This window comes from Maribellus comscasis (assembly GCF_009762775.1).
In the GTDB taxonomy this organism is placed as follows: domain Bacteria; phylum Bacteroidota; class Bacteroidia; order Bacteroidales; family Prolixibacteraceae; genus Draconibacterium; species Draconibacterium comscasis.
The window spans coordinates 6,126,468-6,151,872 of sequence record NZ_CP046401.1; the positions used below are offsets into that span (position 1 = coordinate 6,126,468).

A 25,405-nucleotide genomic window follows, 5' to 3' on the forward strand; every position below is an offset into this window, starting at 1 on the left:
TTTATTGATTTAGGTTTTCGTCTTCAATAACGGTTAATCCGGGGTAAAGAGAAAGCCTTTTAAACGCATCTGTATTGATTTCCAGCATTTCATCGTCTTCCTCTTCCGGAGTGTTGCTAAAATACACATTATAATTGGCATTTACCGGTACAAGCATCGTACATTTTTGGTGTGGCGGAATACGGATATCCATAAAATCGCAAAAATTCTGTTCATCCCAGTATACATCAGTAAGCATGTTTACATAGATGGTGTCCTTTGTTGGGTTTACCAGTTTCAGCTTTTTAAATTCCTGTCCTTCCGGGTAAAATCCTGTGTCAACTTCTAATGTTGCCATTACAAACAGGGAGGCAATCATCAGACCGATGTCGCCAAATACATTTCCTGAGCGGTTTTTTCTTAGCTCTTTTTGGCGTTCACGGCTTTCTGTATCAAAAAAATACTTCTGCGATGCACATGATGTAAAAAGAATAAGGAAAGATAAAATAATAGAAATTGATTTTAGTTTTCTGGTCATTGTGGCTTATTTTTGTTTTTAAAAGTACAAATATTTGGAAAGAGTGGTTCTCATATTTCTGAAATGTTTGTCCGGTTTATACAGAAGAAAATGACAAATTAAATTAGTGGTACAAGTTTTGATTTTGTGTGTTACCGAAGAAACAAAAAACTTGGATACTTAAAAGATAATAATATCGTTTATAATAAAAATTACAAGTCATGAAAAAATTAACAGTCGTAAGTTTATTATTACTTTTTGTTATTTCGGTTTCTGCTCAACCCATTTTTAATTTGGGATTGAAAGGAGGACTAAATAATTCAAAGGTTACTTTTAAAAAGAGTGAAATTAATTCTGAAACGATTACAAAGTATCATATTGGTGCTTTTGGGCGTGTTGGTGCCGGAAAGATTTTTGTTCAGCCGGAAGCGTATTTTAGTGCAAAAGGCGGTGAACTGGAAGGCGGAAATGTACTTGATGTTGCGTCAGAGTTTGACTTTAATACTCTAGATGTTCCTCTGTTGCTTGGAATCAAGATAATTGATGGCGAAAAAGCCAATGTACGTTTGATGGGAGGCCCCGTCTTTAGTTTTTTAACTTCCAAGGATGTAGACGGTGATGAACTTTTGGATCCGGAATATTACAAAGACCAGTATGTAGGTTTACAATATGGTATTGGTGCCGATATTTTTGGCTTCACACTGGATTTCCGTATGGAGAACAGCTCAAATATGTATAAACATATGGATTCCGATTTGAATGCAAAAAATCAGACTTTTATGATTTCAGTAGGATATAAGATATTTTAAAAAATAGCCTGAAAATAACCTGAAAAACACTTTCGTTTACGGAGGTGTTTTTTATTTGGCCGAAACAACACATCTGAATCCTAAATGCGACATTCCTGAATCTTCTGTACTTTTCATCCGGGCGGCGGCACGATATCCCGAGCAATAAGAGTCGTTACACAAAAAAGAACCTCCTCTGATAACTCTTTTTCTGGCATTGGGCTCCATCGGGTCGTAACTTGTTTTTGGTCCGTCCGGATTATCGGCAACTTTTCCTGCATCAAAAGTTTTGTAGTACTCATGATGGTACAAATCGTGGCACCATTCCCACACATTTCCGGCCATGTCGTACAAGCCAAAATCATTGGGCTGGTATTGTTTTACAGGAGCGAGGTTCTCAAAGCCGTCAAATTGTGTGTTTAAAACCGGGAACTCACCATCCCAGCTGTTCGCTTTTGGCATTCCTTCCGAAACCAACTCAAAGCCCCAGGCATATACATAATCATCGTGACCACCACGAGCTGCATATTCCCATTCGGCCTCGGTGGGCAATCGTTTGCCGGCCCATTTGGCATATGCATTTGCGTCTTCCCAGCTTACGTGAACAACCGGGTAGTTTTCCAGGCCTTCGAGATTGCTATCCGGCCCATGTGGATGTTTCCAGTCTGCACCTTTTATCCAGCTCCACCAGTTGGAGACATCATTTAAGTTTACCCTGTGCCCCGGAGGTGTAAAAACCAGGGAAGCAGCTTTTAACTGCTCATCATCCGGTTTGGGAGTTCCGGGCGGAAGTTGTTTTCTCATCTTTTCCCAGTCGATATCTTTTTCTGCTGTGGTAATGTATCCGGTTTCATCCACAAATTGTTTAAATTGTGCATTTGTAACCGGGTGCGGATCCATAAAAAATGATGAAATCTTTACCGGATGAACGGGATATTCGTCTTCCCGCGCAAAACGTGCATCACGCGCTCCCATATTAAATTCTCCACCGGGAATAAACAACATTCCTTCAAGATTGGGATTTTTTTCAATTATTGAATCAATATTGATTTGAGATTCTGACCTTGTATTTGGAAGAGAAAATCTGTCGGGAACATTTATACAACAGTCTTCAATACTATCTGCCGAATTTGTTTCCACAGACGATTGATTATTTTTTTCGGTTTGTGAATTATTTTTCTTTTGTCCGCAAAATTGAAATAGTAAAAGTACAGATAATGCCAAAAACAAAAATTTGCCTTTCATTTTGTAGTTGTTTTAGTTTTGAACCAGTTTTTGGGATTCAATTGTTTTTTGTATTTGGCAAATAATTCTTTTCCAACCAATAATCCTCCGCTCCAAAACACAACTTCCATTAGCACTATACTTGTGGTTGAAAGTATAACTTTTGTTTTTGTTGGTAACTCGAATAAGGGGATAATAAAAGTGGCTCCGAAAAATACTCCGGAGAATATCATAAGGAAAATTCCAAGTTTAATTTGCCAGTTTTTTTTCTTCATGTTGAATGAAAACTTCTGTCATTCAAAACCAATAAACCGGCAAATTGTTTTTTTAACCAACGATTTTGGTTGTATTAGTCGATTCGTTTGGCAGCCCAATTTACTGCATTTGTAATATGTTCAATAATTTTTTTGTCCTGAAAGGCTTCATGCGTATGCCCAAAACCGGTATAAAATGAACGCACACCATTATTCTCCTGCCACCAGATAATCGGGTGATCTCCCATTTTCCAGTCGTTGTTGTTTGATTTTTTGATTGTACTTTCATCCAAAGAGGCAAGTACATGTACATTTTCTCTTGGATTTTCTTTAAAAGAATACCATTCATCAAACGTGGTGTACGATTTTATTCCATTAAACGGTTGCATTGCCGGGTGGTTGTAGCTTTCAAAATTGATTGTTGCTTCCTGTGCCGGCGGGTGTGTTTTAAAATATGCACCAATCAGATTGCCGTAATACAACCAATCATACTCACAATCGGCGGCAGCGTGAATACCGACAAATCCTTTTCCCTTATCCATAAATTTTTTGAAAGCATCCTGTGCCTGTTCACTAAGTGCATCTCCCGAAGGATTCAAAAATACAATCGCATCAAAATCTTTTAAAACCGGATCGCTTAGCAGTTCTGCATTTTCAGTTGCTGTGATAATCCAGTTTTGGGATTTGCTCTGGTCAACCAGCATCTTTAACCCTGATGAGATGGATTCATGCCGGAAACCTTCAGTTTTTGAAAACACAAGAATATGTGCTGCTTTCTCAAATTTCTGTTGGTTTTCCTGAGCACACGAAAGTAAAGTGACAAAAAGTAAAACTGCGGGGAAGAACAAAATCTTTTTCATACCAATGTAAGGTTTAGATTATACGACCCAAGTTAAACAAAAAGTTGCAATCAGTAAAGCTATACCCAACTTTCTTCCAGAACAGTGAAACTGTTGGGCCCCTCATTAAAAATTAAATCTAAAATGCTAAGGTTGGGAAAAAAATCAAATTTTTCAGAAAATACCTGTGTGTATTTTTGCGGTTGGAACCTTACATCGGGTCGCTTGTTTTTGGGTGAAATTATTTCCCGGTAGTTCAACGCTGTTTCGGGAACACTTTCAAAATCGCTAGTCAAAACAGTTTCATTTTCAATGTCCAGAAGTTCATAAAGTGTTTCATGGAGTTTCATGTTTAACTCAAGCAGGTATTTTTCTTTTTTTTCAAAAAACGGGAAAATATCATCTTTAAAAAATTCAAAAAAAGGGGAGGAGTTGTATGCTGAAAAAATGGTTCGCCAGTGGTTGCGTTGCCAATCGACATCGTATGAAATTTTTAAATCTTTTATCAGTGTTTTTGGCCCGCGGCCCTTTATTACGGGAATAACGAGTGGAATAGGACCATTTGCTCCTAAAATAACACACCGGTTTCTGTAGGTCTGTTTGGTGAAATTCTCAAATTGTTCGATATAAACCGCCGGGTATTTTAAACACATTGAATAATATTGAACCGGAGCGAAGTAGGCTGTGCTTAATAATATGGCTTTATTGTCTTGCATGTATTAATTGTTTGAACCGCGAAATTAATATTTAATCAACTAATTCCCCGTGACTTGCCATTGGAATTATCAACTTTAAGGATTTGCTTTATTTTCTACTCTTAAAGAGGGGCGTAGTTTGTTAATTTGTAATTGTATTTTAGAATAAGTGTGCAATTGTATTTTTATATTTTTGTATCATTGTTCCGATTTAAGTCAACATTAAAACCTGTGTTATGAAAAATCAAACGAAACTGATTATTATTTTTGTTGCCCTTTTTACTTTTTCAAATTTTACGTTTTCTCAAAAGATTAATGACTCGAATACTCCGCTGCATTTGCTTCAGCCGGATTATGATACGCCTTACGGGAAACCTGAAGTGGAAAAAATAATTGAGGTTTTAGACCGTGTTTACAACTATCTGAATGAGAATACGCCAATAGAACTCATCGATAAAAATTCAAAAGTTGAAATTACCGATTTTTCCAAAATTGATAAAAATACGATTTTTCAACCCGGAGATTTTCGATTAATCAGTTACGAGTGGGGGGTTACTTATGCCGGGATGTTATTGGCTACTGAAACCTCCGGGGCTCCGAAATACGCAGGATATACAACAGAACGGCTGGAGTTTATCGCAAAGTTGCGACCTTATTTTGCGGAACTTTACAAAAAGAATCCCGAAGACCGTACTGCATTGCACTCGGTTCTGTACCCGCATGCACTTGATGATGCCGGAGCAATGTGTGCAGCAATGATAAAAACACAACAGGCCGGGTTGGAAGCGGATTTGGATCCGATGATAAAAAATTATGTAGACTACATCATGAATAAACAGTTCCGTCTTGAAGATGGAACTTTGGCTCGTAACCGACCACAACCCAATACCTTGTGGCTCGATGATTTGTTTATGAGTATTCCGGCGCTGGCACAAATGGGAAAATACACGGGCGATTCAAAATACTTCGACGAAGCGGCGCGTCAAGTGTTGCTTTTTGCCAAACGTATGTTTAATTACGAAAAAGGTTTGTTTATGCACGGCTGGGTACAGGATATGGAAGAACACCCGCAGTTTCACTGGGCACGTGCCAATGGTTGGGCCGTAATGACCCTGGTGGAATTACTGGAAGTTTTACCGGAAAATCATGCAGAATATCCGAAGATTTTGGATTTATTACAACGGCATATTCGAGGTTTGTGTAATTACCAGTCAGGAAAGGGATTCTGGCATCAGTTAATTGATCGGAATGATTCTTATCTGGAAACATCGGCAACAGCCATTTACACCTATTCAATAGCACGCGCCATCAACCGGGGCTATGTTGACGCAAAAGTGTACGGGCCCAAAATTTGTCTGGCCTGGAATGCCGTAACAACCCAGGTGAATAAACAAGGACAGGTGGAAGGAACCTGTGTGGGAACAGGAATGGGATTTGACCCCGCTTTTTATTATTACCGCCCGGTAAATGTGTATGCGGCGCATGGTTACGGACCGGTTTTGCTGGCTGGCGCTGAAATGATTCAGCTGGTAAAAACGCATAAAATTGAAATTAACGACAGCGCAATAATGTTTTATTCGGAAAATTAAAAAAGCCCGAGACCAGAAGTTTAACTTTGGCAACGAGGCAGAAAAAGAAGGATACCCAAAAGTAAGTTTCTGTATGCCTGTGTCCGGATATGGATTTACAAATACATCGCACCACTCTTTTTCTAATATTAAAGTGAGAGAGGGCGATACGGGGGCGACGCTTCCATCGCGCGGTTCGCCGGATCGTTCCGCCGATAAAAGCGGAAGACAGCCACGCGTAAATTATTTTACAATCACTTTTTGAGTGGATATTTTCTCATCAACTCCTGTTGTTTTCAAAATATAGATTCCCCGGGAAAAAGCAGAAACATTTATTTGGAATGACTTTTTAAATACAGAAGGGGCTGCATAAATTTGTCTTCCTGTAAAATCAAATATTTGCACTTGTTTGATGATGTCTTTTGCCAATACATTTATTTCTAAAGTGGCAGGATTGGGATAAACCATAAATGTTTCGCCCGAGGCCAGTTCTACAGGTGGTTCGCCGTTGCAATCCCCAGGCATGTTGTTGTCGAGCCAGTCGAGCCGTAAGGTAATCCAGTTTTTCAGCTTTTCAACTTCACCTTCAAATGTTTGTGGCTGCTCACCCACCTCGGGAGCTCCAACATTTATTCCCAGTATCTGGTATTTCCCGAAATGCCGGAGCTGTGCATTTTTTACCACGTTGTACAATGAATCGACCATTCCCAGAATATTTTCGTTGCTCAGCACCGTTTCACGCAGGTGGAAATACCGGCAATTTGTTTTCTGTCTGAAATAAAAGTCGTCAAACAGCTGAATCATCCATCCTGGTGATTTTACCCATGGATTACAGTCGTTTATTTTGTATGACCATCCGGAACCGTTAGTGGCTTTAAAAATAAAACATTCGTTGATGTTTTTCCACGCCCAGTCAAAATTCCACACCGGTCCGGCGGCGATGTTACCGTTTTTATCTTTGTGAAAATAGCGGCTCTTTTTAAAACCATCGTTATTCCGCGAGATTTCACTCACAATAAAATAGTCGATAAAACTCTCCACATCGATAAAATTGGGATAACCTTTTTGCAAATTTTTAAAATCCGGACCGTACAAAGCTGTCTCAAAAGAAGAGAGATAATTTTTTAAATAGTTTTTTTGCTGATAACTCAGTTCGTCCCAATCGGGGGCGTGGTATACAAAATGAACTTCAAACGCCGGATGGTCGATGGGAGAGTAGGGCGATTTCCAACTGTCGTTTTCATTCCGGTAATCAATTTTAAAAATATAGCCACCTGTCACTTCATCTCCGGCATTATCGTTGGGTTTTAGTTTGACAATATCAACACGATTTTTATCCTGTTTTATTTTTTCGGTAAGTATATAAATTCCTTCGTAGCTGTTGTTAATCTTTAAAAAAAGAATCATCATCGTCGTCGTCATCCAGTTCAATTCCCTCCGGATCGATTTCCTCTTCGGCTATTTTTCTTTTTTTCTGGTTCATTTCGTGCAGCTCTTTGAGTTCTGAATTAAACTTGATGAGTTTGTTGTATTCCTTTTTTAGTTTCCAGATTTTGGGATAAAAATAAATAATGGCTAAAATGTATCCGATAACGATACATCCGATTAATACCAAAACAAGGGGCGCCTCTTTTATTTCCCAAAAGAAAACATTGATGGAGATTTCCATGGAATTTTGTAACGTAAAAATAACCAGAAGAACAGCCAGTATAAGTAGAATAATGATTACAGCCTGCATTTTTCTTTTTATTTGTGAATATAAAAAAAGGACAATAGTTTCCTATCATCCTTTAAACGAATAATTTATATTTTTTATTTTATTTAATCGTTTGGAACATCCGCCTTATACGGATATTTTTTGGAAAACCTTTGTCTTTATCCAACGACAGCCATATAAATTTGGCTTTTCCCACCACATGATCTTCAGGAACAAAACCCCAGAAACGTGAGTCGGCAGAATTATCGCGGTTATCACCCATCATCCAGTAATAATCCATTTTAAAGGTATAACTGTCTGCTGCTTCTCCATTGATTCGTATTTGTCCGCCATTTACTTCCAAATCGTTGTTTTCGTATACATCGATGATTCTTTGGTATAAAGGCAGATTATCCGTGGTAAGCGAAACGGTTGCCCCTTTTGCCGGGATCGTCAACGGCCCGTAATTATCCCGGTTCCATGGATAATTCTCATCCGATGGGAAAGCGTTTCTGTCCCAGTCGCCTGGTTCTTCAACAATTTTTGTCACCGAAGTGATATTGTTAAACTCCTTTAGTATGTTTACATTTTCTTCGGTAAGCGGGAAAATATATCCTGTTCCTGAAACTGTACGGTCGTCGTTGGCAATGTGCAGTTGATCCAGTCTTTTTGAATTTATTGATGTTCCGTTGGTTTTTACCACATAATCATACTGCATTCCTTCGTAATGTTTTTGTGGTTCGCCGTTTACAAAAAGCTGCGAGTTTACCACTTTTATCTCATCGCCGGGGATTCCTACACAGCGTTTAATGTAATTTTCGCATTTGTCAACCGGATGAGCGATAATTTCGCCAAAATTACGTGTGTCGCTCCAAACACGTTCCCTGCCATATTCCCGAATAAGCTGATAATAACTTGCGGTGGGGATATTGGTGGCTACCGTATCTCCTTCCGGGAAATGGAAAACCACTACATCGTTGTTTTTTATGTCGCCAAATCCGTTTAAACGTTTGTATGGACGTTTAATCCATTCCACATACGATTTTGTATGATGCGTAAGTGGCAGTTTGTTATGAACAAAGGGAAAGGAGAGCGGTGTATTGGGTGTTTTGGGCCCGTAAGCCGTTTTGCTTACAAAAAGGTAATCGCCCACCAGCAAGGATTTTTCCATCGACGAAGTAGGAATGGTGTATGCCTCAATAAAAAACATACGGATAAAAGTTGCTGCAATAACCGCAAAAATAATGGCATCAACCCATTCAACAAATTTGGTTTGTTTCCCGTTGGGCGGGTTTTTCTTTTTCCAGAAAGCCCAATGTACTTTTTCAGTAATATAAATATCGAAAATTACGGCCAGCCCGATAAACCACCAGTAACTGCCAAGCCATAATACCCACAGGCTGTACAACAAGCCAACGGAAATAAATTTAAACCATTTATTTGATAATAAATTTCTCATTATATCTGTTATAAATTTTTAAATGTTCAATAAATTCTTCATGGTAAGAATACCATTGTTATCCTTGCAGTATTCGGCTGCCAAAACAGCTCCAAACGCTAAACCACTCCTGCTTTTTACGCTGTGTGTAATTTCAATAAAATCCACTTCCGACTCGTATTTTACCGAATGAATTCCGGGTACTTCTCCACGGCGTTCCGATTTTATATTGAATTCATTTGGGGCAGGTGAAGTATCGTTCACCCAGGCATTTTTATGCGAAATCTTTTCCAGAATGTCTTCAGCCAGGCTAATGGCAGTACCACTTGGTGCATCCAACTTATGTATGTGATGAACCTCAGTCATTTCCACATCATAGTTAGGATAGGGAGCAATTAATTCAGCCAGTTTTTTATTTAATTCGAAAAACAGGTTTACTCCAATCGAGAAATTGCTTGCGTAAAAAAATGTGCCATTTGTTTCGGCGCATTTTTTGAAAACTTTTTCTTTGTTATCAAGCCAGCCGGTTGTACCGCTCACCACCGGAGTTCCGGCTTCAAAACAGGTGTAGTAGTTTTTTACGGCCGATGCAGGTATCGTAAACTCAATGGCTACATCACATTTTTGTAAATTTTCGGGTGTTAAATCCTGCGGATTGTCGATATCAATTTTTAAACCTATCTCATGTCCCCGGGAAACAGCTATCTTTTCAATTTCTTTACCCATTTTCCCGTAACCGATTAAAGCAATTTTCATATTAATTTATCTGCTTAATTTTAAAATAAGTGACAAAGATAAAATATTACGCTAATGTAGCCAGTATGATTTAAAAGTAATACATATTTCGACCAATGATTTATGAACTCGGACGAATCGGTATTTTGCGCCGTTTTTTTGAATGGAGGGCATCCGACAAATTGTTAAATTAAGCTCCGCTGGAGATAAGATAAACGCCATAAATTTACGGGCGTTTTGTTCGCTAATATGTTTTTTGATAAATTACAATCCTTTTGGAAATAAAAGAAAACGCTTTCAATTGCTTCTTGTCGAATATGTCCCTTGCAGACAAATACTTAAGTAAAATTTTGCTGTCTGTATAGTTGATGGTGAAATTTCTGTTAATGATTGTTTTCCCTTTATTAAATGAAGAGTTAAAGCGACAAGATGAAACAATTGAAAAATTTAAACATAAAATGATATCAATTAATTTAAACTCAAATGATTTTTCCGAAAATTATGAAACTGCAAAGTTGGCTTTCTGTACAAATCACCCGTACGTATACAGTTTAGAAAGTAAGCAAATTAAAAGATATCCTGCCGAGCAGCATCTGAATTTAAATATTTTTATTAAAAGTTTTGATTTTTAGCCTGGTAGGTATATGTGTGTTAATTGCGGACAAGAAAATAGTTGACACTAAAACTTTAAAACTGAATAGTATTTTTTGTACTGACTATAATTTTTCTACAATGAAAATACGGGATATCCTATTTTATGCAGGTTTGACAGTTGTAATAATTCTTTCATTTTTTCTTTATTCTTCGAGACATCATCCATTATTAAATTCAGATGACGCTCTGAATATTTTAATGACTTTTTACTACAAGTTACCACAAGATCTATACTGTTGGGGACAAGACAGGGGAGGAACTTTAATTCCTCTGATAGGTCAGATATTTCATAAATATTTTGGAATCTCCGCAGTAAACGCAGTGTCGATATCAAATTATTTCATTTTAATTCTTGGTTATATTGGTTTTTCAAGTCTTTTTAAAAGCAAGTTGACAAAGCTGGTATTTGCAATAATATGGTTTTTCCCACCCATAAGATTTATTGATTTAAATAGATTCCCCTTAGGAATGCAATATAGTTTAATTGGTTTTTCTGTTTTATTTGTGAACAAGATTGATTTTAAGAACAAAAAGCTAGTCTTAAATCATATCCTGATCATTGTTGTATTACTGATACTTTCTGTTTCAATCTGGGTTTCAGACTTAGCGATAGTGACCATTGTGTTATTGGGAATTACTTTATTTACATTTAATTCTTTGAGATCAAATAAGCTGAGATTGAATAAAATTATATTGGCTTATATTCTTTTAGGAACCGTTGGTAATTATTTATTTATCAGGTATGCCAAAAGTTATGCAACCGGTGCAGCAAAGTATTATACCTCTTTTAATAATTTGGATACTTTTTTTCAAAGTGTCAATGTTCTGAAAGCTGAAGTATTTAAAATATTTGCTTTCCAGAATGAAGAATTCCTTTTGAGTATATATGCCTGGCTTGTGTTAATTTTTACTTTCTTTTGTATTTCAGCTATTTATAAAAAGTCTTTGATATTAACTGCCGATTCAAAGAAGTGGTTAATTTTTTTTCTTCTTGACTTTTTTACGGTCTTTGGAGTAATACTCGTATCTAAATGGGTCTATCTAAACGGAATGGGACGCTGGTATTTTATTCCTTTGTACATTTCATTTTCCATGGCAATTCTTCAGGTATTTGACCATTTAGAACCTGATTATCATAAAAATCTAATTGCAAAATCAGCTCTTGTTTTTATTGTATTGGTCGGTGCATTTAGTTCAATACATTATCTGAAATATATACGACCAAAAACACTTCGTTCAAAAATCGATGTAAGATCTGAATTTTTAGAATTGGGTGAGATCGGAATTATTGGTGAATTTTGGAACTCCTATATTTCGGCTTGTCCTGATCCATACAGAATAAAAGCAACTGCATTTGATGGAGCCGCGGTGCGTAACCAAAGATTAGTAGATGAAGTGTTTGCTCAACCAAAGATATATGTAATCAAAGATATGTGGTTGAAATCATTTCCTGATACGCTTAAACAATTTAGCTATGTATTGGTCAAAAAAGACAGTTCTTTTAGTCTGGGCGATTGTATTATTAACAGATACGAAAAAATTAAAAGAGATGAAATAATACCTTTTGAAAGTTTAAAATTTAATGAAGCAGTAAATCGAACGGCAGCCGGGATTGAACTACAAATAAAAAACAAGGAATTAAAGGACAAATACATAATATGGGGACCTTATCTTCCAATCGGAATTGGAGATTTTACTATAAAATACAAGCTAAAAATAGAAAATATCCGGGATGCAAACCCAGTTGCGAAGTTTGACATAGTTGCAGGCTATGGTAAAACCGTTTTAGCTCAAAAAACATTAAGTGCAGAGAAACTCGATTCAAGTGGTTATTTTGAGTTGTCATTCCGCACGGATAAAAGATATAGAGATATTGAATTTAGAACATATTTTTACGGAAATTCGGACTTAATTATCAAAGAATTACAACTTGTTGAAAAATGAGATGTTTATAAAAAGTATTGACAATAATATCTTTTAATTTAGATTGCCGGAGTAGTAGCAAATTTAAGCTCTGCAGCTCGAATTAATTTGAATGAAAATTAGCCGCAAAAGAATAAAATATTTTAATTTCAACTGCTTAATTTTACTTTTTTGAACACACTACCTAAGCTGCAAGTTTTTAAAAATTGTTGTACAATAAAAAAGTTAACAATGAATATAGCGTTTACAAAGACTAATAGAGAAAGTCCGAAGCCCGATTTTAAAAAATTGGGCTTTGGAAAATATTTTGCTGAATATATGTTTGAAATGGATTATTCGGGAAATGGTTGGGAAAATCCGCAAATTAAGCCTTACGATAAAATTTGTATTGAACCATCAACCATGGTTTTTCATTACGGTCAATCAGTATTCGAAGGATTAAAAGCATATTTATCCGAAAACGATGAGATTTTGCTTTTCAGACCGGAGAAAAACATTAAACGTTTAAACAAGTCGAGTGAACGTTTATGTATACCGGCACTGGATGAAAAGTTTGCACTGAAAGCCATTGTTGAACTTGTAAAAGCTCAAACTGAAGCAAAAAAGAAAGGTTGTGCACAAGTTTTATGGTTGGACGGCGTGGAGCAAAAGTACATCGAGGAAGTAGGAACGATGAAAGCGTTTTTAAAAGACATATGTAGAAAAAACTGAATTTTTGGAAATAAAAATATAATTTTTACATCTACACAGGTGTTCGTAGTTACAACCAAAAAGAACAAATATGAAAGTAGCAGTAGCCCAATTTCAACCGAAAGACGGAGATAAAACATATAATTTGTCTGTAATCCGTAAGCTTGCAGAAAAGGCAAAATCTAAAGGAGCCGATGTGGTTAGTTTTCACGAAATGTCAGTTACGGCTTACACTTTTACCAAAGATTTAAGCCTGAAACAGATAACTGACCTGGCGGAGGAGGTACCAAACGGAAAAAGTACCAGGGAATTAATAACGATTTCCAAAGAATTGGAGATTCCGGTTTTGGCGGGTCTGGTGGAAAAATCGGGCAGTAAAATATACAACACCTATATCTGTGTTACAGGAGAAGGATTGGTCGCAAAATATAGAAAAATACATCCGTTTATCAGCAAGCATATGTCGGCCGGAAACGAATATTGCGTGTTCGACCTGCTTGGTTGGAAATGCGGAATTTTGATTTGTTATGACAATAATGTGATAGAAAATGTTCGGGCAACAAGCCTCCTGGGAGCGGAATTAATTTTTGCCCCGCACGTTACGGGCTGTACACCATCCGCAATGCCACACCGGGGTTATGTCGAAGATAAATATTGGCAGAACCGGGAAAACGATCCTGTTTCATTACGAATGGAATTTGACGGGCCTAAGGGCAGGCGCTGGCTGATGCGTTGGCTGCCCGCCAGGGCTTACGATAACGGAGTGTATTATGCGTTTACAAACCCGATTGGTTATGACGGCGAACATCTGAAAAATGGCAATTCGATGATCATCGATCCATTTGGCGAAGTTTTAACTGAAATAAAATCCTTTGAAGACGACATTACGATTTCAAAAATTACAAAAGAAAAAATTGAACTTTCGGGAGGTTGGAGATATACGAATGCCCGGCGCCCTGAACTGTATAGAGACATCATTGGGAGAAACCACGATTCGGACACAACTCCGGTGTGGATGAAGGAAAAAAAATGACTGTTCATATCAGCAGAGTGCAACGACAGGCCTGGCTGTATTTTCACTAATATCTATATTGCCTTAAACGTTACTTTTCTGGTTCCATCTGTGTTTAAAAAAGAAAGATTGTATTTTGGTTTGTTCTGTACACGTACTATGACTTTTCCTTTAGCCTGGTAGTAATACCCTTCCAGCCTTTTCCTTTATTTAGCAGCCTGCTCAGATTTTGCATTAATTCCTCATTTTCCGGATCATTTGCAATGCTGTTATTTTCCTGAGGGTCAGTATGATGGTCGAATAAATCGCGGGCCAGAAGTTCGCCTGTACTTTTCCTGATCCACTCGGTGTATCGGTAACGATCGGTTTGTACAGTGTAGCCCATTACCACTTTTTCTGGATCGGTTCTGTTACTTACAGGCCAGTAGCTTAGTGCAGCTTCTTTCCATTTTTTGTCCGGCGTTTGAACCAGAGGGGCAAAACTTGTTCCCTGGAGATGGCCGGGTTTTTCCAAACCAGCCAATTCACACAACGACGGAAAAATATCTACAAATTCTACCAATGCATCTGTTTTTGCTGCAGTTTGCCCGGGAACTTTTAAAAGCAGTGGCACATGATTGTCGATATGAAACTGGGTGTGTTTGCACCACATTCCGTGTTCGCCCAGCTTCCAGCCATGATCTCCCCACAGAATGACAATTGTGTTTTTTTCCAATCCATTTTCTTTCAGGCCATCAAGCAAACGCCCGATTTGCGCATCGATGTATGAAATGCAGGCATAATAACCATGTTTTAGCGTTTTATTGAGCGTATCGTTAAAAGCCGTTGCGCCTTTGGGAATCCCGGAATAATTTCTCAATTCTCCAAAATTATAGTTGAAAAAACGGCTTACATTTTCAGGATGATAAGGGTTATCTGCCGCGTCAATTTCACCGGCATCGTACAACTCCCAGTATTTTTTTGGAGCGTTAAATGGTAAATGTGGTTTTTTGTAGCCCACCGCCATAAAAAAAGGTCCATCAGCAGATTTAAAATCCGCCAGCTTTTTAATAGCCATGTCTGTCATTTTTCCATCTTCATAAGCGTTGTCGGGGACGTCGGGCCACTCAAATGCCGGACCGCGCCCGCCACCTGACTGATTTCGGTTTTTTTGATACCACTCTTCGTATTCTTTCACAATTTTTATGGCATCCTCTGACAGATAGCCCCTTCCAATTTGCTCCGTTTTTACTGTATGATATGCGTCGCCAAATTGTACTTCATAATCTGTTCCGTGATGATAAATTTTTCCCGCTGCCCATATTTTATAACCGTTGTTCTCAAAATGCTGATCAATGGTCAGAATTCCAGGCGCATCCTCTTCCAACGAAAGACAATTGTATATTTGCAAGGTGTCCGGTCTTAGTCCCGACATTAAACTTGCTCTTGATGCCATACAAATAGGTTGCTGGCAATACGCACGATTGAATGCCAGTCCTTCAGATGCAAGTTTATCAATGTTCGGACTTTTTATTTGCGTGTTTCCGTAGCACCCCAACTCAGTACGCAAGTCATCAACTGCTATAAAAAGGACATTCGGTTGTTCTTCCTTTTCCGGCTGGCATGATACAAAACATATTGAGATGGCAGATACATAAAAGAATAATCTTGCGGCTATCATAATGGTTAATTTTAGTCTGTTTTTAGCCCGTTGTAAACTTTTGCCTTTAATGACTGAAATCAGAAAAGTAAAAAGTTATCAAACAAACGAAGCTGTTTGCAACAAGGTTTGAAATTACTTCATTTTGTCATTTTTTCAAAGGATGAACTTATTATTGAAACAGGTGTTTTAAGGATTGTATGCCGGGAAAATATACTGAGAGGTGGGGGGCAGGTTTCCATGGGCTGTTACGCCACCGACAGTCAGTTTAATTCAGAAAAGAATTGCGGTATTAACAGTTGCAACGGGTTTTAGATTTAGTCAAATTTGCCTTATGATGCCAAACAGTAAAAACAGGAAATTTTTTTAACAAAACAATAAATGAGAAATTTTATATTATTATTTCTGGTGACGATCCTGATTTCCTGCAATGCGCAAACAAAAGAAGGAAATAAAAAAGTAGCGGATAAGAATGATAGTTCACGACCTTCTTTCAATAGTCCCAAAGTTACAAGTGAAGGGATTGTTTATTTTTCATTTAATAATGGTTTAAGCTGGGAAAATAAAAGTGAAGGATTGCCGGATTCTGTTAGTTTCGGATTGGGTGCGATCGCCGCTTCCGACCACTCACTTGGAATTACTACAAAAGAAAAGGGGGTTTATTTTTTTGATTTTCAGAAAGACCTTTGGGTTGGTATTCCCACGGACAAAAAAATAATTGAAAGTAATCCCGGTGCGCTGTGTTTTTTTAAGGAACAAATAGTTGTTGGAACACAAAAAGGTGGTGTTTTTTTCACTGCTGACCAGGGAAAAAGCTGGATAAATATAAACTCAGGTCTTACCAGCTTATCCATTCGTAAACTTGTTCAAATTGGCGACAAGTTGTATACCGGTACCAATGCCGGGTTATTTTCTTACAATGAAACCGGTAATCATTGGGAATTGGAATATGGTAACAATACAATGCAGGTTAACGGGATAACTGAATCTGAGGGGAACATTTATATTGGCTCAAACCAGGGAGCATTTACTACACCGAAAGACAACAAAGCTTGGACACAAATTTTAGCCAACCATAGCCTCCACAATATTAGTTCAGACGAGAATATTGTTTATGCCATGGTATATAACGAACTGCTTTCTTCAACAGACAAAGGCTTAACATGGAAAAATGTTCAAAAAGGGTTACCTGCAGAACTTTATACTTTTAATGTGGTAAAAAATGGTAATTCCGTTTTTGCGGGACAATGGGACGGGGTGTATAAAAGAGAAATGGCAGATGAAAACTGGAAATCATACAGTTCAGGGCTGCCGGAGAAACTAGCAATAACAAATATGAAATCATATAACGGAATTATCGTAGCAAGTGGCAGTGAAAGAGGATTAAAAAAGGGAATGAATACAGATCGTTTACCGGGTATCGAGTAATGAGTATCATCAATCAACATTCATTCGCCGCTATTTAGACCCCTTCCAAACTTAAATTCGTTGTTGTTAAATTCCTTTCGTTCGTATAATTTTAATCCTCCGAAACCCGGCCGCACGCGTATTGGATTCAAAGTGCAGAACTGCTGCCCGGTTTTCATTCAACAAATAGCGATTTTCTCGTTTGTAAATATTTATTAGTGGATAGACTGAATATTGTATTGAAAAATAATAGTTTATGTCATTAATAGAGTAACAAATGGTCAGATGTACAGTGTTGTGCGTATTGGTGAAAATACTTGGTAAGTTTGAAACAGATATGAAAGAATTTAAAATATATCAAATCGATTCGTTTACAAAAGAAAGATTTAAAGGAAATCCGGCAGGAGTAGTAATTAATGCTGATGGATTGAGTGACAATCAAATGCAAAAAATTGCGAGAGAACTAAACAATTCTGAAACTGCGTTTTTATTTTCACCTGACAGCAAGGATTGTGATGGTGTAATAAGATATTTTACACCTCAAATTGAAGTTCCCACCTGTGGACATGCCACGATAGCAGCAATGTATGCGAAAGCACTTGAAGAACATTTAGATTCTTGTATTTTAAGGATTAAAACCAAGATTGGAATACTTCCTTTTGAAATAGTTAAAGAAAATGGAGATTATAAAGTTATTATGACTCAGGGGAGATTTGAACTTAGTCCAACATTTAATTCAGAAACAACCAATAAACTGATTGCAGCTTTGGGATTAGCAAAATCAGATTTGGATAACAAATGTCCGGTTCAAATCGCATCTACCGGACACTCAAAAGTAATGATTGGAATTAAGGACAGGGAAAAACTGAATGATTTAAGTCCAGATTTCAATGATTTAGCAAGTTTGAGTAAATCAATTAATTGCAACGGATATTTTGTTTTTACATTTGATTCTGATATCCCGGAAGTATTAACTTATGGACGAATGTTTGCCCCCGCTGTTGGAATTAACGAAGACCCTGTGACTGGTAACGCAAACGGGCCATTGGGAGGTTATTTAATACAAAACAGAATTGTTGAGTACGCTGACAATAAATTTGAATTTAACGGTTGTCAGGGCGAAAGAATAGACAGAATGGGAAAAGTTAATGTAAAGGTCAAAATTGAAAATACATTGCCAGTGTTGATTCAGATAATGGGAGATGCAGTAGAAGTATTTCAAACTGAGATTAAAATAGGATAAAACCATAAACGTACAAGAATTGTATATGGCAGGCGGGATTTTGGCGGTTCGACAAGTTAAACCGGTGTTGTTACCTTCTGCGGATCTGACAGGATTTCTCAAGATCGGGAATGATTTGAGATTGAAGACGTTGAAATTGACATAGAGGAATTGGCAAGTTGTTGCAAAATGAGAAGTATTAAAAACGATGGAAAAGCTCGTTCCCAATTTGTACAAGCCAAATAAAAATGCAAAATCTAAAATTGTATATCAAGGAATCCGGGTGGTAATCGGTGAACATTTGCAATCAAATGAATGGGTTATGTATTCTGTCAAGCTGACAATTTTTGCCCAATAACAAATCCTGTAATTTTAAAAAGACCGAAAATGAAAAAAACAAATCTTATAATATTCCTGTTTGTACTACTCATTTCTTGTAGTAACCAAGATGCTCAGAAACAAGTAATAATTTCAGGCAATGCAGATATTGCTGATGCTACAGGTCTTGTTATTAGCAATAAAACAGACACTTTTAAAATTGACATCGACAGTGCGCATGTATTCCACGATACAATATTAGCTGACCGAGGATACTACACCTTATCTATTAATGAAAGAAACTTCAGGATTTATTTAAAACCAGGTTTTCAAATCGATATAAAAATTGGGAATTCAATTGAGTTTAAGGGGGAAGGTTCAATTGAAAACAGCTACTTAATCGCAAACAACGTTCTGGTTGATAAACTTAAAGAGGTTGACAATTACAAATACTACGCAAAACGGAAGGAAGAACCATTTTTACTTCTAATGGATTCCATATTTCAAACCAGGCTTAATTTGCTAAATGAAATTGAAAACAAGGTTTGCCATGAATTTGAATATCTCGAAAAAAGTAAATTGAAATATGAATATCAACGAAAAAAAGCACTATATGAAACTGGAAGACAAATTGTTGTAGGAGACAATGATTTTACAGTATCAGAAAACTACTATGCCAATTTGTTTAAAGATATTAATGTAAATGATAGTATCCTAATAAATGTAAATGATTACATACGTTTTGTTAGCTCCTATTTATGGCAAGAGACCAATAGTATTGTTGGCGACAATGACTCGATTGATTTTTATCTTACCTATATGCATGTGCTTAATAAAAAAATAGAGGCAAAGAACCTTAAAGAAAGACTGTCGTACGATGTGGGGAGTATTAAATTGGCAAGGACAAAAGCATTAGACCCGGTTTATGAGCTGGTGCTACAAAATCTTTCAAACGAGAAGTATTTAAAAAGGGTTCAAACACAATACAATACATTAAAGCGGATTGAAAAAGGTGCGATGTCGCCCGATTTTCAATTTGAAGATGTACATGGAAATATGGTTGAATTAAAAGATTTACGGGGGAAGATTGTATATATCGACATTTGGTCGACAGGTTGTGGACCTTGTATGGCTGAAATACCCTACCAGAAGAGGTTAGAGGAATATTGCAAAGGGAAAAACATTTATTTGGTTGGGATTAATATTTTGGATGATGCAGAACATTGGAAGAAAACTGTTACTGAAAAAAAACTTGGTGGGATACAGCTACATACCTCTGACGAACGGGATAAATTTTTTACAGATTATGTAGTACGAGGAATTCCACGGTATATTTTGGTTGATGAAAACGGAAGAATAATTGATTCTAGTGCAAAAAGACCCTCAGATGAAAAGTTAATCGAGCAACTGGACAAAATCATGTAAAAAACTTTAACTCAGGAGAGCACACTAAGATTATGTTTAAGAGCTAACGAGACAAGTCCGGGATATTAAAATCCAAACAGTTGAATCAGAAAAACAACTGAGGGGCCTATTCCTACACCCGGTTAAATCAAAAAAATGGTAAGGGGAGGCACTCCGAAACTCTGCGGAATAAAAAAAATTGTCCGTGGACGCATTCCGAAAGCCTGTTCAATCAAAAAAATGACCTGTGGACGTGTTTCGAAAGCCTGTTCATGTCCTTTCCTGAAATAACTTGACAGATTTAACTTTAATTTCTGATAGATGTAAATATTTATTCTGCATTTACTGATTTACAAAACTATTTCATTTTTTATTCTTGCAAATTCTTTCCTGCATATTTTTAATCCCTGTAACTGCTCATTCCTTTCTGTCTTATCCCTGATTAAAGGGACAGATATAATTCTTCTTCCTGTTTTTTTGTGCAGCTTCATTTTTTATCGCTGGTTTTTGTTGCAGGTTTGTATTCTGTTGCTTCTTTTCCCGTCGTATTAAATTCCCGCTTTTTCCAGTGCTTTTTAAGTGATCCCGATTCCTTGTGTGCATCCACCGGAAGCATAAAATCCACGCTGCGGTGCGGACGTTTGTTGTTGTATTTGTAAACCGCAACCTTTGTTGCTTCCAGGGCTGCATGATAATCCGGGTAAGTTTCGTTTAAATCATATTCATTCTTTAAAATACCATTAACCCGCTCGGCTATAGCGTTTTCATAGGGGTCGCCGTTTTCTGTCATCGAAATATTGATATTTGAACCTTGCAGGTAGTTCACATAGTCGGTGCAGCAATACTGGATGCCGCGGTCGGAATGGTGGATAAGGTTCTGCTTCACCCCTTCCCCTGAAATGGCCATCTTTAGAGCATTTAAAGCCCCTTCGCTGGTGAGGTCGGGCCAGAGGCACCAGCCAACAATTTTTCTGGAATATGCATCGGTAACAAGCGAGAGGTAAACAAAACCTTTTTCAGTGCGAATGTAGGTTATGTCGCTAACCCATAAACGCCCGGAACTCATTATCTCAATATCCCTTACCAGGTTGGGATACTTGCGGAAAAAATGCTTCGAATTGGTTGTTTTAGGCCTGCGCCTGCGCCGCCTGACCAACAGGCCATGTTCCCGCAGCAGGATATAAAACTTGTCCCTTCCATATTTAATATTATGTTTCTGAAGGGTCGGCGCAATCAGCCGGTGGAGCTTCTCTGTCCCCATCCGCTTGTGCTCTTTACGCAAATCTTTTACCTGTCTTAATATAAAAACTTCCTCCATCTGGTACCCGGATTGACGTTTCCTATTGTCGTACCAGGCCTGGCGGGTAAACCCAAACAGTTCGCATAGTACCGCCTTGGAAACCAAAGGATACATGCGTGCCAGTACATCTACTGTTTGGGTCCAGACTTTTTTCTGATTTCGAGTTTGTAGTCGTTTTCTGCAATGTCAATCATAGTGTTCAGCGCCACATTCTTCATCTGCGCACGTTCCAACTGCTTTTCCAATTCCCTGATGCGTTTCTCCAACGCTTTGTGGTCTGTTCTTTCTTTTGCACTCATCATCTGTAAAGATATGTGGATTTCGTCGGAATATCTCTCCTGCCAGCGCTTTATGATCTTTTTATATTCAAATCTTGATAATGAAAATCGTTCCCGTGCTTCCTGGTAACTCATATTTCCAGCATCAATCTGCGCTACCAGCCAACGTCGGAAGCTTACTTCATAATTACTGTAATTAACTGTTTTTTCTTCAAATCCATCCATGTAATCTGTTAACATGGATTCATTCCTTTTTTTCATTTTCTTGACATTTTTGCGTCAAGTTATTTCAGTATAAGACATCAATCAAAAAAATTACCAATGGGCAGGGCAAACCGGGTGATGGAGTCAAAAAAATCGTCGGGGGGAGGGTGAGAAGTTCCGGTTGAAGCAGAAAAATACCCCGGGGGAAGGGTCTGAACTGTCCCGGAGAAAATAGAATCAAGGGTTTTAGCAGGTACTGCTATTTGTACCTGCCCCTTTGTTTTTAAGATTTAGTTTTTTGCAGGAAAGATCCGTTGATATTCCTTTTGCCAGACTGCTTCCATTTCATTCACTTTTTCCGGCATTTCTTTAGCCAGATTGTTGTTTTCCGTGCGATCTGCTGCCATGTTAAACAACTCCCATTCACCACCGCTTAATGCCGAAATTTTCCAGTCGCCAATACGCAAGGCCCGTCCGCCTTCATGCTCCCAGAAAAGTGTATCGTGAGTTGTTGAAATTTCTCCTTTTAAAAGAGGGAGGATTGATTTTCCTTCTATCTGCGAAGTTTCCAAATTATTTATCATAGAGGGATATTCAGCCTCAGCCAGTTCCAGACAGGTGGGCAAAATATCGATAACATGCCCGACTCCCTGATTGATGGTATTTTCTTTTCCTTTTAGCCCGGTCGGCCAGTGTACAATAAACGGAGTGCAGTTTCCGCCTTCAAACGATTCTTTTTTCCAGTAACGAAAAGGGGCGTTGATAGCTCCGGCCCATGCCACACCCAGATAACCCCAGGTAAGTTCAGATCCCGGCCGTTCAAAGGTATTGTAATCTATTTCTTTGCCTTCACGGTTGTGTCCGGGGCGGTCGAAACCGGGTTGGTAACCCCGCTCGGGCGAAGCTCCGTTGTCGGCAAGGAAAAGAATAACTGTATTGTCGTATTCCCCGGTTTCTTTCAGCTTTTGAATTAGCCGTCCGATTCCCTGGTCCAATCGATCAACCATAGCAGCATGTGCTTCCATGTGTCTGGCTTCCCAGGCTTTATTTTCACAATCAGTCCACAACTTCCCCGATTCGTTTGGGGCCAGCGGAGCAATTGCCGGATCAACTATTCCCTGTTCAATTAATCCTTTGTATCGGTTTTCACGGAGTTTGTCCCAGCCTTCGTCATATACCCCTTTATATTTTTTAATATCTTCAGGCAAAGCATGCAAGGGCCAGTGTGGTGCAGTGTGTGCAACATACAAAAAGAAAGGTTTATCGTCTTTACTGTACGAATCAACCATCTCAATACTTTTGTCGGTAATAAAATCGGTGATATAAAAGTCGTCGGGGACATTTTTTATTTCTTTTTCGTTATGAACCAGGCTAAAGGGATCGTAATAATCAACTACTCCCCAAATTACCCCCCAGTGTTCTTCAAAGCCGCGATTACTCGGGTAGGATTCCGGGGGAGCAAAAATGCCTGTGTCTTTTCGATGGGAAAGCCACAACAACTGTTCTTCCTTGTCGGGCAGAGCTTTGGTTCGCGAGAGGTGCCATTTCCCGGCCATTCCGGTATGGTAACCGTTTGTTTTTAATACTTCAGCAATAGTTGCTGCATTTCGTGAAAGCGTTTGTCCGTTTCTGTCAAGTCCAACCTGATGAGGATATTTGCCGGTCAACAGGGATGCGCGTGTAGGACAACACCGTGCCGCGTTATGAAATTGTGTAAACCGGACACCTCCGGCTGCCAGCCCGTCGAGGTTTGGAGTGTTTATCTCGCCGCCATAACAACCAATATCAGAATAGCCCAGATCGTCGGCCATAATGATGATAATATTTGGCTTTTTCTCCTCTTTTTTTTCTTCTGTGTTTGAGCTGCAACCTGCAAAAATCAACGCAACCAAAACATACAGCAAATTTTTCATGTTTTATTTCTTTTAATTTCAGTTCCTGATTTATTTCTTTTCGGAACTGTTTTTTTCTTTGTACAGTTTTTGAATTTTATTCCAGGCCAGCACACGATTTGCCTGTGCCCATTCCTCATACATTTTTTCCATTTCATTTACCTTTTCCGGTTGTTGAGAAGCAATGTTGTGCATCTCCGACCGGTCGGTTTCCAAATCATATAATTCCCATTCGGTTTCACGTTTTTTATTCCATTTTGAAACCAGTTTATATTTTCCCAGTCGTACCGCTTTATTTCCCTCATGTTCCCAGAATATGGGTTCAGTATGAATGGGTTTATTTTCACCTTTTAAAAGCGGAACAAGGCTTTTCCCTGAAGTTGGCACAATTTTGTTTCCCCGATATTCCTCAGGATAAGTCGTTTGGGCAACGTCAACAAATGTGGCCATAAGATCAGGCAAAAATCCGTATTCAGAAACGATTCGGCCTTCATTTTCTTTTGGAATTACTTTGGGCCAGTGCGCAATAAATGGTGTTCCTATTCCTCCCTCGTGCACCCAGTGTTTGTATTCGCGGTAGGGGGTATTTGAAGCATTTGCCCATGCACCGCCATACGACAAGAAATAGCCTTCTTTTGTATCCAGTTGCTCTGCCGGTCCTCCTCCCAGTTCCCCGCCTTCAGCACAGGCGCCGTTGTCATTTAAAAAGATAATCAGCGTATTGTCTAACATATTTTGGTCTTTTAAATGACTAACAAGTTTTCCTATGTTCTGATCCATTTGGTCTATCATTGCCGAATAGATAGCTCGTCGCAGATCCATTTCTTTTTTCTTTTCCTCGGGCAAAGTGTTCCAATCGCGCCAATCCTGGGGAGACAAATCCGATTTCTCATCAATAATTCCCATCTCTTGCATTCTCTCATAGCGGGCTTCCCGCAGTTTTGTCCAGCCTTCCATGTATTTTCCTTTGTACTTTTCAACCACTTCACGGGGCGCATTTAAAGGCCAGTGCGGTGCAGTGTAAGCCAGGTATAAAAAGAAAGGTTTCTCACTATTCTCTGTTTTTGCTTCATCAATAAACTGAATGGCATAATCGGTAAAAGCATCGGTTGTATAAAAATCGTCATCGCTAACCGAAACCGTATCGTTCATGTAAGTTATTCCCCGTGGATAAACCGGTTTAAAAAAATTGCTTGCTCCGGGAATCAACCCGTAAAACTTATCAAAACCACGTTGTAAGGGCCATTTTGATTTATCGGATATTCCGAGGTGCCATTTGCCGGTCATCAATGTAGTATAACCTGCATCTTTTAGCACTTCGGCTATTGTTACACAGTTTTTATTTAAAAAACCACGGTATTCAGGAATTCGCAAATCGTGTTGAGCAAAATCGGCGGGAGTGTTGGTCATGTGACCAATTCCGGTTTGATGCGGATAGCAACCCGTCATCAGGCTTGCACGTGTGGGACAGCAGCGTGCTCCGTTGTAAAACTGTGTAAGACGCAGCCCCTTGTTGGCCAGCGCATCTAGATTTGGAGTTTCCACTTCTCCTCCGAAACATCCCGGATCTGAATAACCCATGTCGTCGGAGAGAATAAGAATAATATTAGGTTTTGCCGACGATTCCGTATAATTTTTGTCTTTTTTGAAATCACACCCGCCAAACAAAATAAGCACCAAATAAAAAAATATCTGTTTATTCATAACCCGACTTTTAGCTGGTTTGTCA

At 38.4% G+C, this 25,405-nt stretch carries 24 protein-coding genes; 9 read left to right on the plus strand and 15 right to left on the minus strand.

Going from position 1 to position 25,405, the window contains the following annotated elements; translation table 11 throughout:
* Window position 1: 1 nt before the first annotated feature.
* Entirely contained in the window at window positions 2-517 is a 516-nt protein-coding gene (locus GM418_RS24795; RefSeq protein ID WP_158869952.1) for a hypothetical protein, read from the minus strand.
* A 200-nt stretch (window positions 518-717) separates the two neighbouring features.
* On the opposite strand from GM418_RS24795, the gene GM418_RS24800 reads away from it, so the two are divergent.
* A complete protein-coding gene (locus GM418_RS24800; RefSeq protein ID WP_158869954.1) occupies window positions 718-1,305 on the plus strand; it encodes a porin family protein in 588 nt (195 codons plus the stop codon).
* A gap of 51 nt (window positions 1,306-1,356) precedes the next feature.
* Here the strand turns inward: GM418_RS24800 and GM418_RS24805 are convergent, their stop codons facing one another.
* The 4 genes from GM418_RS24805 to GM418_RS24820 form a co-directional block, all read right to left on the minus strand.
* Window positions 1,357-2,529, minus strand: coding sequence for a formylglycine-generating enzyme family protein (locus GM418_RS24805; RefSeq protein WP_158869962.1), 1,173 nt, complete (start codon window positions 2,527-2,529; stop codon window positions 1,357-1,359).
* Entirely contained in the window at window positions 2,526-2,783 is a 258-nt protein-coding gene (locus tag GM418_RS24810) for a transporter suffix domain-containing protein (protein WP_158869964.1), read from the minus strand. The genes GM418_RS24805 and GM418_RS24810 overlap by 4 nt, the downstream gene beginning before the upstream one ends.
* A 74-nt stretch (window positions 2,784-2,857) precedes the next feature.
* A complete protein-coding gene (locus tag GM418_RS24815) occupies window positions 2,858-3,622 on the minus strand; it encodes a ThuA domain-containing protein (protein WP_158869966.1) in 765 nt (254 codons plus the stop codon).
* A 59-nt stretch (window positions 3,623-3,681) separates the two neighbouring features.
* Window positions 3,682-4,317 carry a WbqC family protein gene (locus GM418_RS24820; RefSeq protein ID WP_158869968.1) on the minus strand — a complete coding sequence of 212 codons (636 nt, stop codon included), beginning with the start codon at window positions 4,315-4,317 and terminating at the stop codon, window positions 3,682-3,684.
* Between the two features lie 215 nt (window positions 4,318-4,532).
* On the opposite strand from GM418_RS24820, the gene GM418_RS24825 reads away from it, so the two are divergent.
* Both GM418_RS24825 and GM418_RS24830 read left to right on the plus strand, forming a co-directional pair.
* Window positions 4,533-5,885, plus strand: a complete 1,353-nt coding sequence (locus tag GM418_RS24825) for a glycoside hydrolase family 88/105 protein (RefSeq protein ID WP_158869970.1) — start codon at window positions 4,533-4,535, stop codon at window positions 5,883-5,885.
* Window positions 5,886-5,958: 73 nt separating this feature from the next.
* Window positions 5,959-6,129 (plus strand): hypothetical protein, encoded by a 171-nt coding sequence (locus GM418_RS24830; RefSeq protein WP_158869972.1) that lies wholly within the window; start codon window positions 5,959-5,961, stop codon window positions 6,127-6,129.
* Here the strand turns inward: GM418_RS24830 and GM418_RS24835 are convergent.
* The 4 genes from GM418_RS24835 to dapB form a co-directional block, all read right to left on the minus strand.
* Window positions 6,108-7,274 (minus strand): CotH kinase family protein, encoded by a 1,167-nt coding sequence (locus GM418_RS24835; protein ID WP_158869974.1) that lies wholly within the window; start codon window positions 7,272-7,274, stop codon window positions 6,108-6,110. The two genes, GM418_RS24830 and GM418_RS24835, sit on opposite strands and share 22 nt — an antisense overlap.
* Window positions 7,249-7,602: a LapA family protein gene (locus GM418_RS24840; protein WP_158869976.1), complete on the minus strand. Its 354-nt coding sequence runs from the start codon at window positions 7,600-7,602 to the stop codon at window positions 7,249-7,251. Before GM418_RS24840 ends, GM418_RS24835 begins: the two co-directional genes overlap by 26 nt.
* Window positions 7,603-7,681: 79 nt before the next feature.
* Window positions 7,682-9,019: a signal peptidase I gene (lepB, locus tag GM418_RS24845; protein ID WP_158869978.1), complete on the minus strand. Its 1,338-nt coding sequence runs from the start codon at window positions 9,017-9,019 to the stop codon at window positions 7,682-7,684.
* An 18-nt stretch (window positions 9,020-9,037) separates the two neighbouring features.
* The gene (gene dapB, locus GM418_RS24850) at window positions 9,038-9,754 is read right to left on the minus strand and encodes a 4-hydroxy-tetrahydrodipicolinate reductase (protein WP_158869980.1); all 717 of its coding nucleotides are present in this window, start codon (window positions 9,752-9,754) and stop codon (window positions 9,038-9,040) included.
* A 600-nt stretch (window positions 9,755-10,354) separates the two neighbouring features.
* On the opposite strand from dapB, the gene GM418_RS24855 reads away from it, so the two are divergent.
* From GM418_RS24855 to GM418_RS24865, 3 genes are all read left to right on the plus strand, one after another.
* A complete protein-coding gene (locus GM418_RS24855; protein ID WP_158869982.1) occupies window positions 10,355-12,331 on the plus strand; it encodes a hypothetical protein in 1,977 nt (658 codons plus the stop codon).
* A 210-nt stretch (window positions 12,332-12,541) separates the two neighbouring features.
* Window positions 12,542-13,021: a branched-chain amino acid aminotransferase family protein gene (locus tag GM418_RS24860; RefSeq protein WP_158869984.1), complete on the plus strand. Its 480-nt coding sequence runs from the start codon at window positions 12,542-12,544 to the stop codon at window positions 13,019-13,021.
* 70 nt (window positions 13,022-13,091) lie between these two features.
* Entirely contained in the window at window positions 13,092-14,033 is a 942-nt protein-coding gene (locus GM418_RS24865; RefSeq protein WP_158869986.1) for a nitrilase family protein, read from the plus strand.
* A gap of 136 nt (window positions 14,034-14,169) precedes the next feature.
* Here the strand turns inward: GM418_RS24865 and GM418_RS24870 are convergent, their stop codons facing one another.
* Window positions 14,170-15,672 carry a sulfatase gene (locus tag GM418_RS24870; RefSeq protein ID WP_158869988.1) on the minus strand — a complete coding sequence of 501 codons (1,503 nt, stop codon included), beginning with the start codon at window positions 15,670-15,672 and terminating at the stop codon, window positions 14,170-14,172.
* 360 nt (window positions 15,673-16,032) lie between these two features.
* On the opposite strand from GM418_RS24870, the gene GM418_RS24875 reads away from it, so the two are divergent.
* The 3 genes from GM418_RS24875 (at window position 16,033) to GM418_RS24885 (ending at window position 20,023) form a co-directional block, all read left to right on the plus strand.
* On the plus strand, window positions 16,033-17,079 hold the full coding sequence (locus GM418_RS24875) for a WD40/YVTN/BNR-like repeat-containing protein (RefSeq protein WP_158869990.1): 1,047 nt from the start codon (window positions 16,033-16,035) through the stop codon (window positions 17,077-17,079).
* A gap of 256 nt (window positions 17,080-17,335) precedes the next feature.
* Window positions 17,336-18,301 carry a PhzF family isomerase gene (locus tag GM418_RS24880; RefSeq protein WP_217447593.1) on the plus strand — a complete coding sequence of 322 codons (966 nt, stop codon included), beginning with the start codon at window positions 17,336-17,338 and terminating at the stop codon, window positions 18,299-18,301.
* A gap of 366 nt (window positions 18,302-18,667) precedes the next feature.
* Window positions 18,668-20,023 carry a TlpA family protein disulfide reductase gene (locus GM418_RS24885; RefSeq protein WP_158869992.1) on the plus strand — a complete coding sequence of 452 codons (1,356 nt, stop codon included), beginning with the start codon at window positions 18,668-18,670 and terminating at the stop codon, window positions 20,021-20,023.
* A gap of 329 nt (window positions 20,024-20,352) precedes the next feature.
* On the opposite strand, the gene GM418_RS24890 is transcribed toward GM418_RS24885, so the two are convergent.
* From GM418_RS24890 to GM418_RS24910, 5 genes are all read right to left on the minus strand, one after another.
* Window positions 20,353-20,493: a hypothetical protein gene (locus tag GM418_RS24890; protein WP_158862759.1), complete on the minus strand. Its 141-nt coding sequence runs from the start codon at window positions 20,491-20,493 to the stop codon at window positions 20,353-20,355.
* The gene (locus tag GM418_RS24895; RefSeq protein ID WP_246222758.1) at window positions 20,490-21,416 is read right to left on the minus strand and encodes an IS3 family transposase; all 927 of its coding nucleotides are present in this window, start codon (window positions 21,414-21,416) and stop codon (window positions 20,490-20,492) included. The genes GM418_RS24890 and GM418_RS24895 overlap by 4 nt, the downstream gene beginning before the upstream one ends.
* Window positions 21,417-21,430: 14 nt before the next feature.
* Window positions 21,431-21,841, minus strand: coding sequence for a hypothetical protein (locus GM418_RS24900; RefSeq protein WP_158862757.1), 411 nt, complete (start codon window positions 21,839-21,841; stop codon window positions 21,431-21,433).
* A gap of 233 nt (window positions 21,842-22,074) precedes the next feature.
* Window positions 22,075-23,697: an arylsulfatase gene (locus GM418_RS24905; RefSeq protein WP_158869994.1), complete on the minus strand. Its 1,623-nt coding sequence runs from the start codon at window positions 23,695-23,697 to the stop codon at window positions 22,075-22,077.
* Window positions 23,698-23,727: 30 nt separating this feature from the next.
* The gene (locus tag GM418_RS24910) at window positions 23,728-25,380 is read right to left on the minus strand and encodes an arylsulfatase (protein ID WP_158869996.1); all 1,653 of its coding nucleotides are present in this window, start codon (window positions 25,378-25,380) and stop codon (window positions 23,728-23,730) included.
* Window positions 25,381-25,405: the final 25 nt, after the last annotated feature.

Bases quoted from the DNA above. Each gene is read 5' to 3' on its own strand.
- GM418_RS24880 (WP_217447593.1), top strand. From the start codon at position 17,336: ATGGTCAGATGTACAGTGTTGTGCGTATTGGTGAAAATACTTGGTAAG.
- GM418_RS24890 (WP_158862759.1), bottom strand. From the start codon at position 20,493: ATGAAGCTGCACAAAAAAACAGGAAGAAGAATTATATCTGTCCCTTTA.
- GM418_RS24900 (WP_158862757.1), bottom strand. From the start codon at position 21,841: ATGAAAAAAAGGAATGAATCCATGTTAACAGATTACATGGATGGATTT.
- GM418_RS24870 (WP_158869988.1), bottom strand. From the start codon at position 15,672: ATGATAGCCGCAAGATTATTCTTTTATGTATCTGCCATCTCAATATGT.
- dapB (WP_158869980.1), bottom strand. From the start codon at position 9,754: ATGAAAATTGCTTTAATCGGTTACGGGAAAATGGGTAAAGAAATTGAA.
- GM418_RS24815 (WP_158869966.1), bottom strand. From the start codon at position 3,622: ATGAAAAAGATTTTGTTCTTCCCCGCAGTTTTACTTTTTGTCACTTTA.
- GM418_RS24795 (WP_158869952.1), bottom strand. From the start codon at position 517: ATGACCAGAAAACTAAAATCAATTTCTATTATTTTATCTTTCCTTATT.
- GM418_RS24830 (WP_158869972.1), top strand. From the start codon at position 5,959: ATGCCTGTGTCCGGATATGGATTTACAAATACATCGCACCACTCTTTT.
- GM418_RS24860 (WP_158869984.1), top strand. From the start codon at position 12,542: ATGAATATAGCGTTTACAAAGACTAATAGAGAAAGTCCGAAGCCCGAT.
- GM418_RS24895 (WP_246222758.1), bottom strand. From the start codon at position 21,416: ATGTATCCTTTGGTTTCCAAGGCGGTACTATGCGAACTGTTTGGGTTT.
- GM418_RS24875 (WP_158869990.1), top strand. From the start codon at position 16,033: ATGAGAAATTTTATATTATTATTTCTGGTGACGATCCTGATTTCCTGC.
- GM418_RS24820 (WP_158869968.1), bottom strand. From the start codon at position 4,317: ATGCAAGACAATAAAGCCATATTATTAAGCACAGCCTACTTCGCTCCG.
- GM418_RS24865 (WP_158869986.1), top strand. From the start codon at position 13,092: ATGAAAGTAGCAGTAGCCCAATTTCAACCGAAAGACGGAGATAAAACA.
- GM418_RS24910 (WP_158869996.1), bottom strand. From the start codon at position 25,380: ATGAATAAACAGATATTTTTTTATTTGGTGCTTATTTTGTTTGGCGGG.
- GM418_RS24885 (WP_158869992.1), top strand. From the start codon at position 18,668: ATGAAAAAAACAAATCTTATAATATTCCTGTTTGTACTACTCATTTCT.
- GM418_RS24800 (WP_158869954.1), top strand. From the start codon at position 718: ATGAAAAAATTAACAGTCGTAAGTTTATTATTACTTTTTGTTATTTCG.
- GM418_RS24805 (WP_158869962.1), bottom strand. From the start codon at position 2,529: ATGAAAGGCAAATTTTTGTTTTTGGCATTATCTGTACTTTTACTATTT.
- GM418_RS24810 (WP_158869964.1), bottom strand. From the start codon at position 2,783: ATGAAGAAAAAAAACTGGCAAATTAAACTTGGAATTTTCCTTATGATA.
- lepB (WP_158869978.1), bottom strand. From the start codon at position 9,019: ATGAGAAATTTATTATCAAATAAATGGTTTAAATTTATTTCCGTTGGC.
- GM418_RS24825 (WP_158869970.1), top strand. From the start codon at position 4,533: ATGAAAAATCAAACGAAACTGATTATTATTTTTGTTGCCCTTTTTACT.
- GM418_RS24840 (WP_158869976.1), bottom strand. From the start codon at position 7,602: ATGCAGGCTGTAATCATTATTCTACTTATACTGGCTGTTCTTCTGGTT.
- GM418_RS24905 (WP_158869994.1), bottom strand. From the start codon at position 23,697: ATGAAAAATTTGCTGTATGTTTTGGTTGCGTTGATTTTTGCAGGTTGC.
- GM418_RS24835 (WP_158869974.1), bottom strand. From the start codon at position 7,274: ATGATGATTCTTTTTTTAAAGATTAACAACAGCTACGAAGGAATTTAT.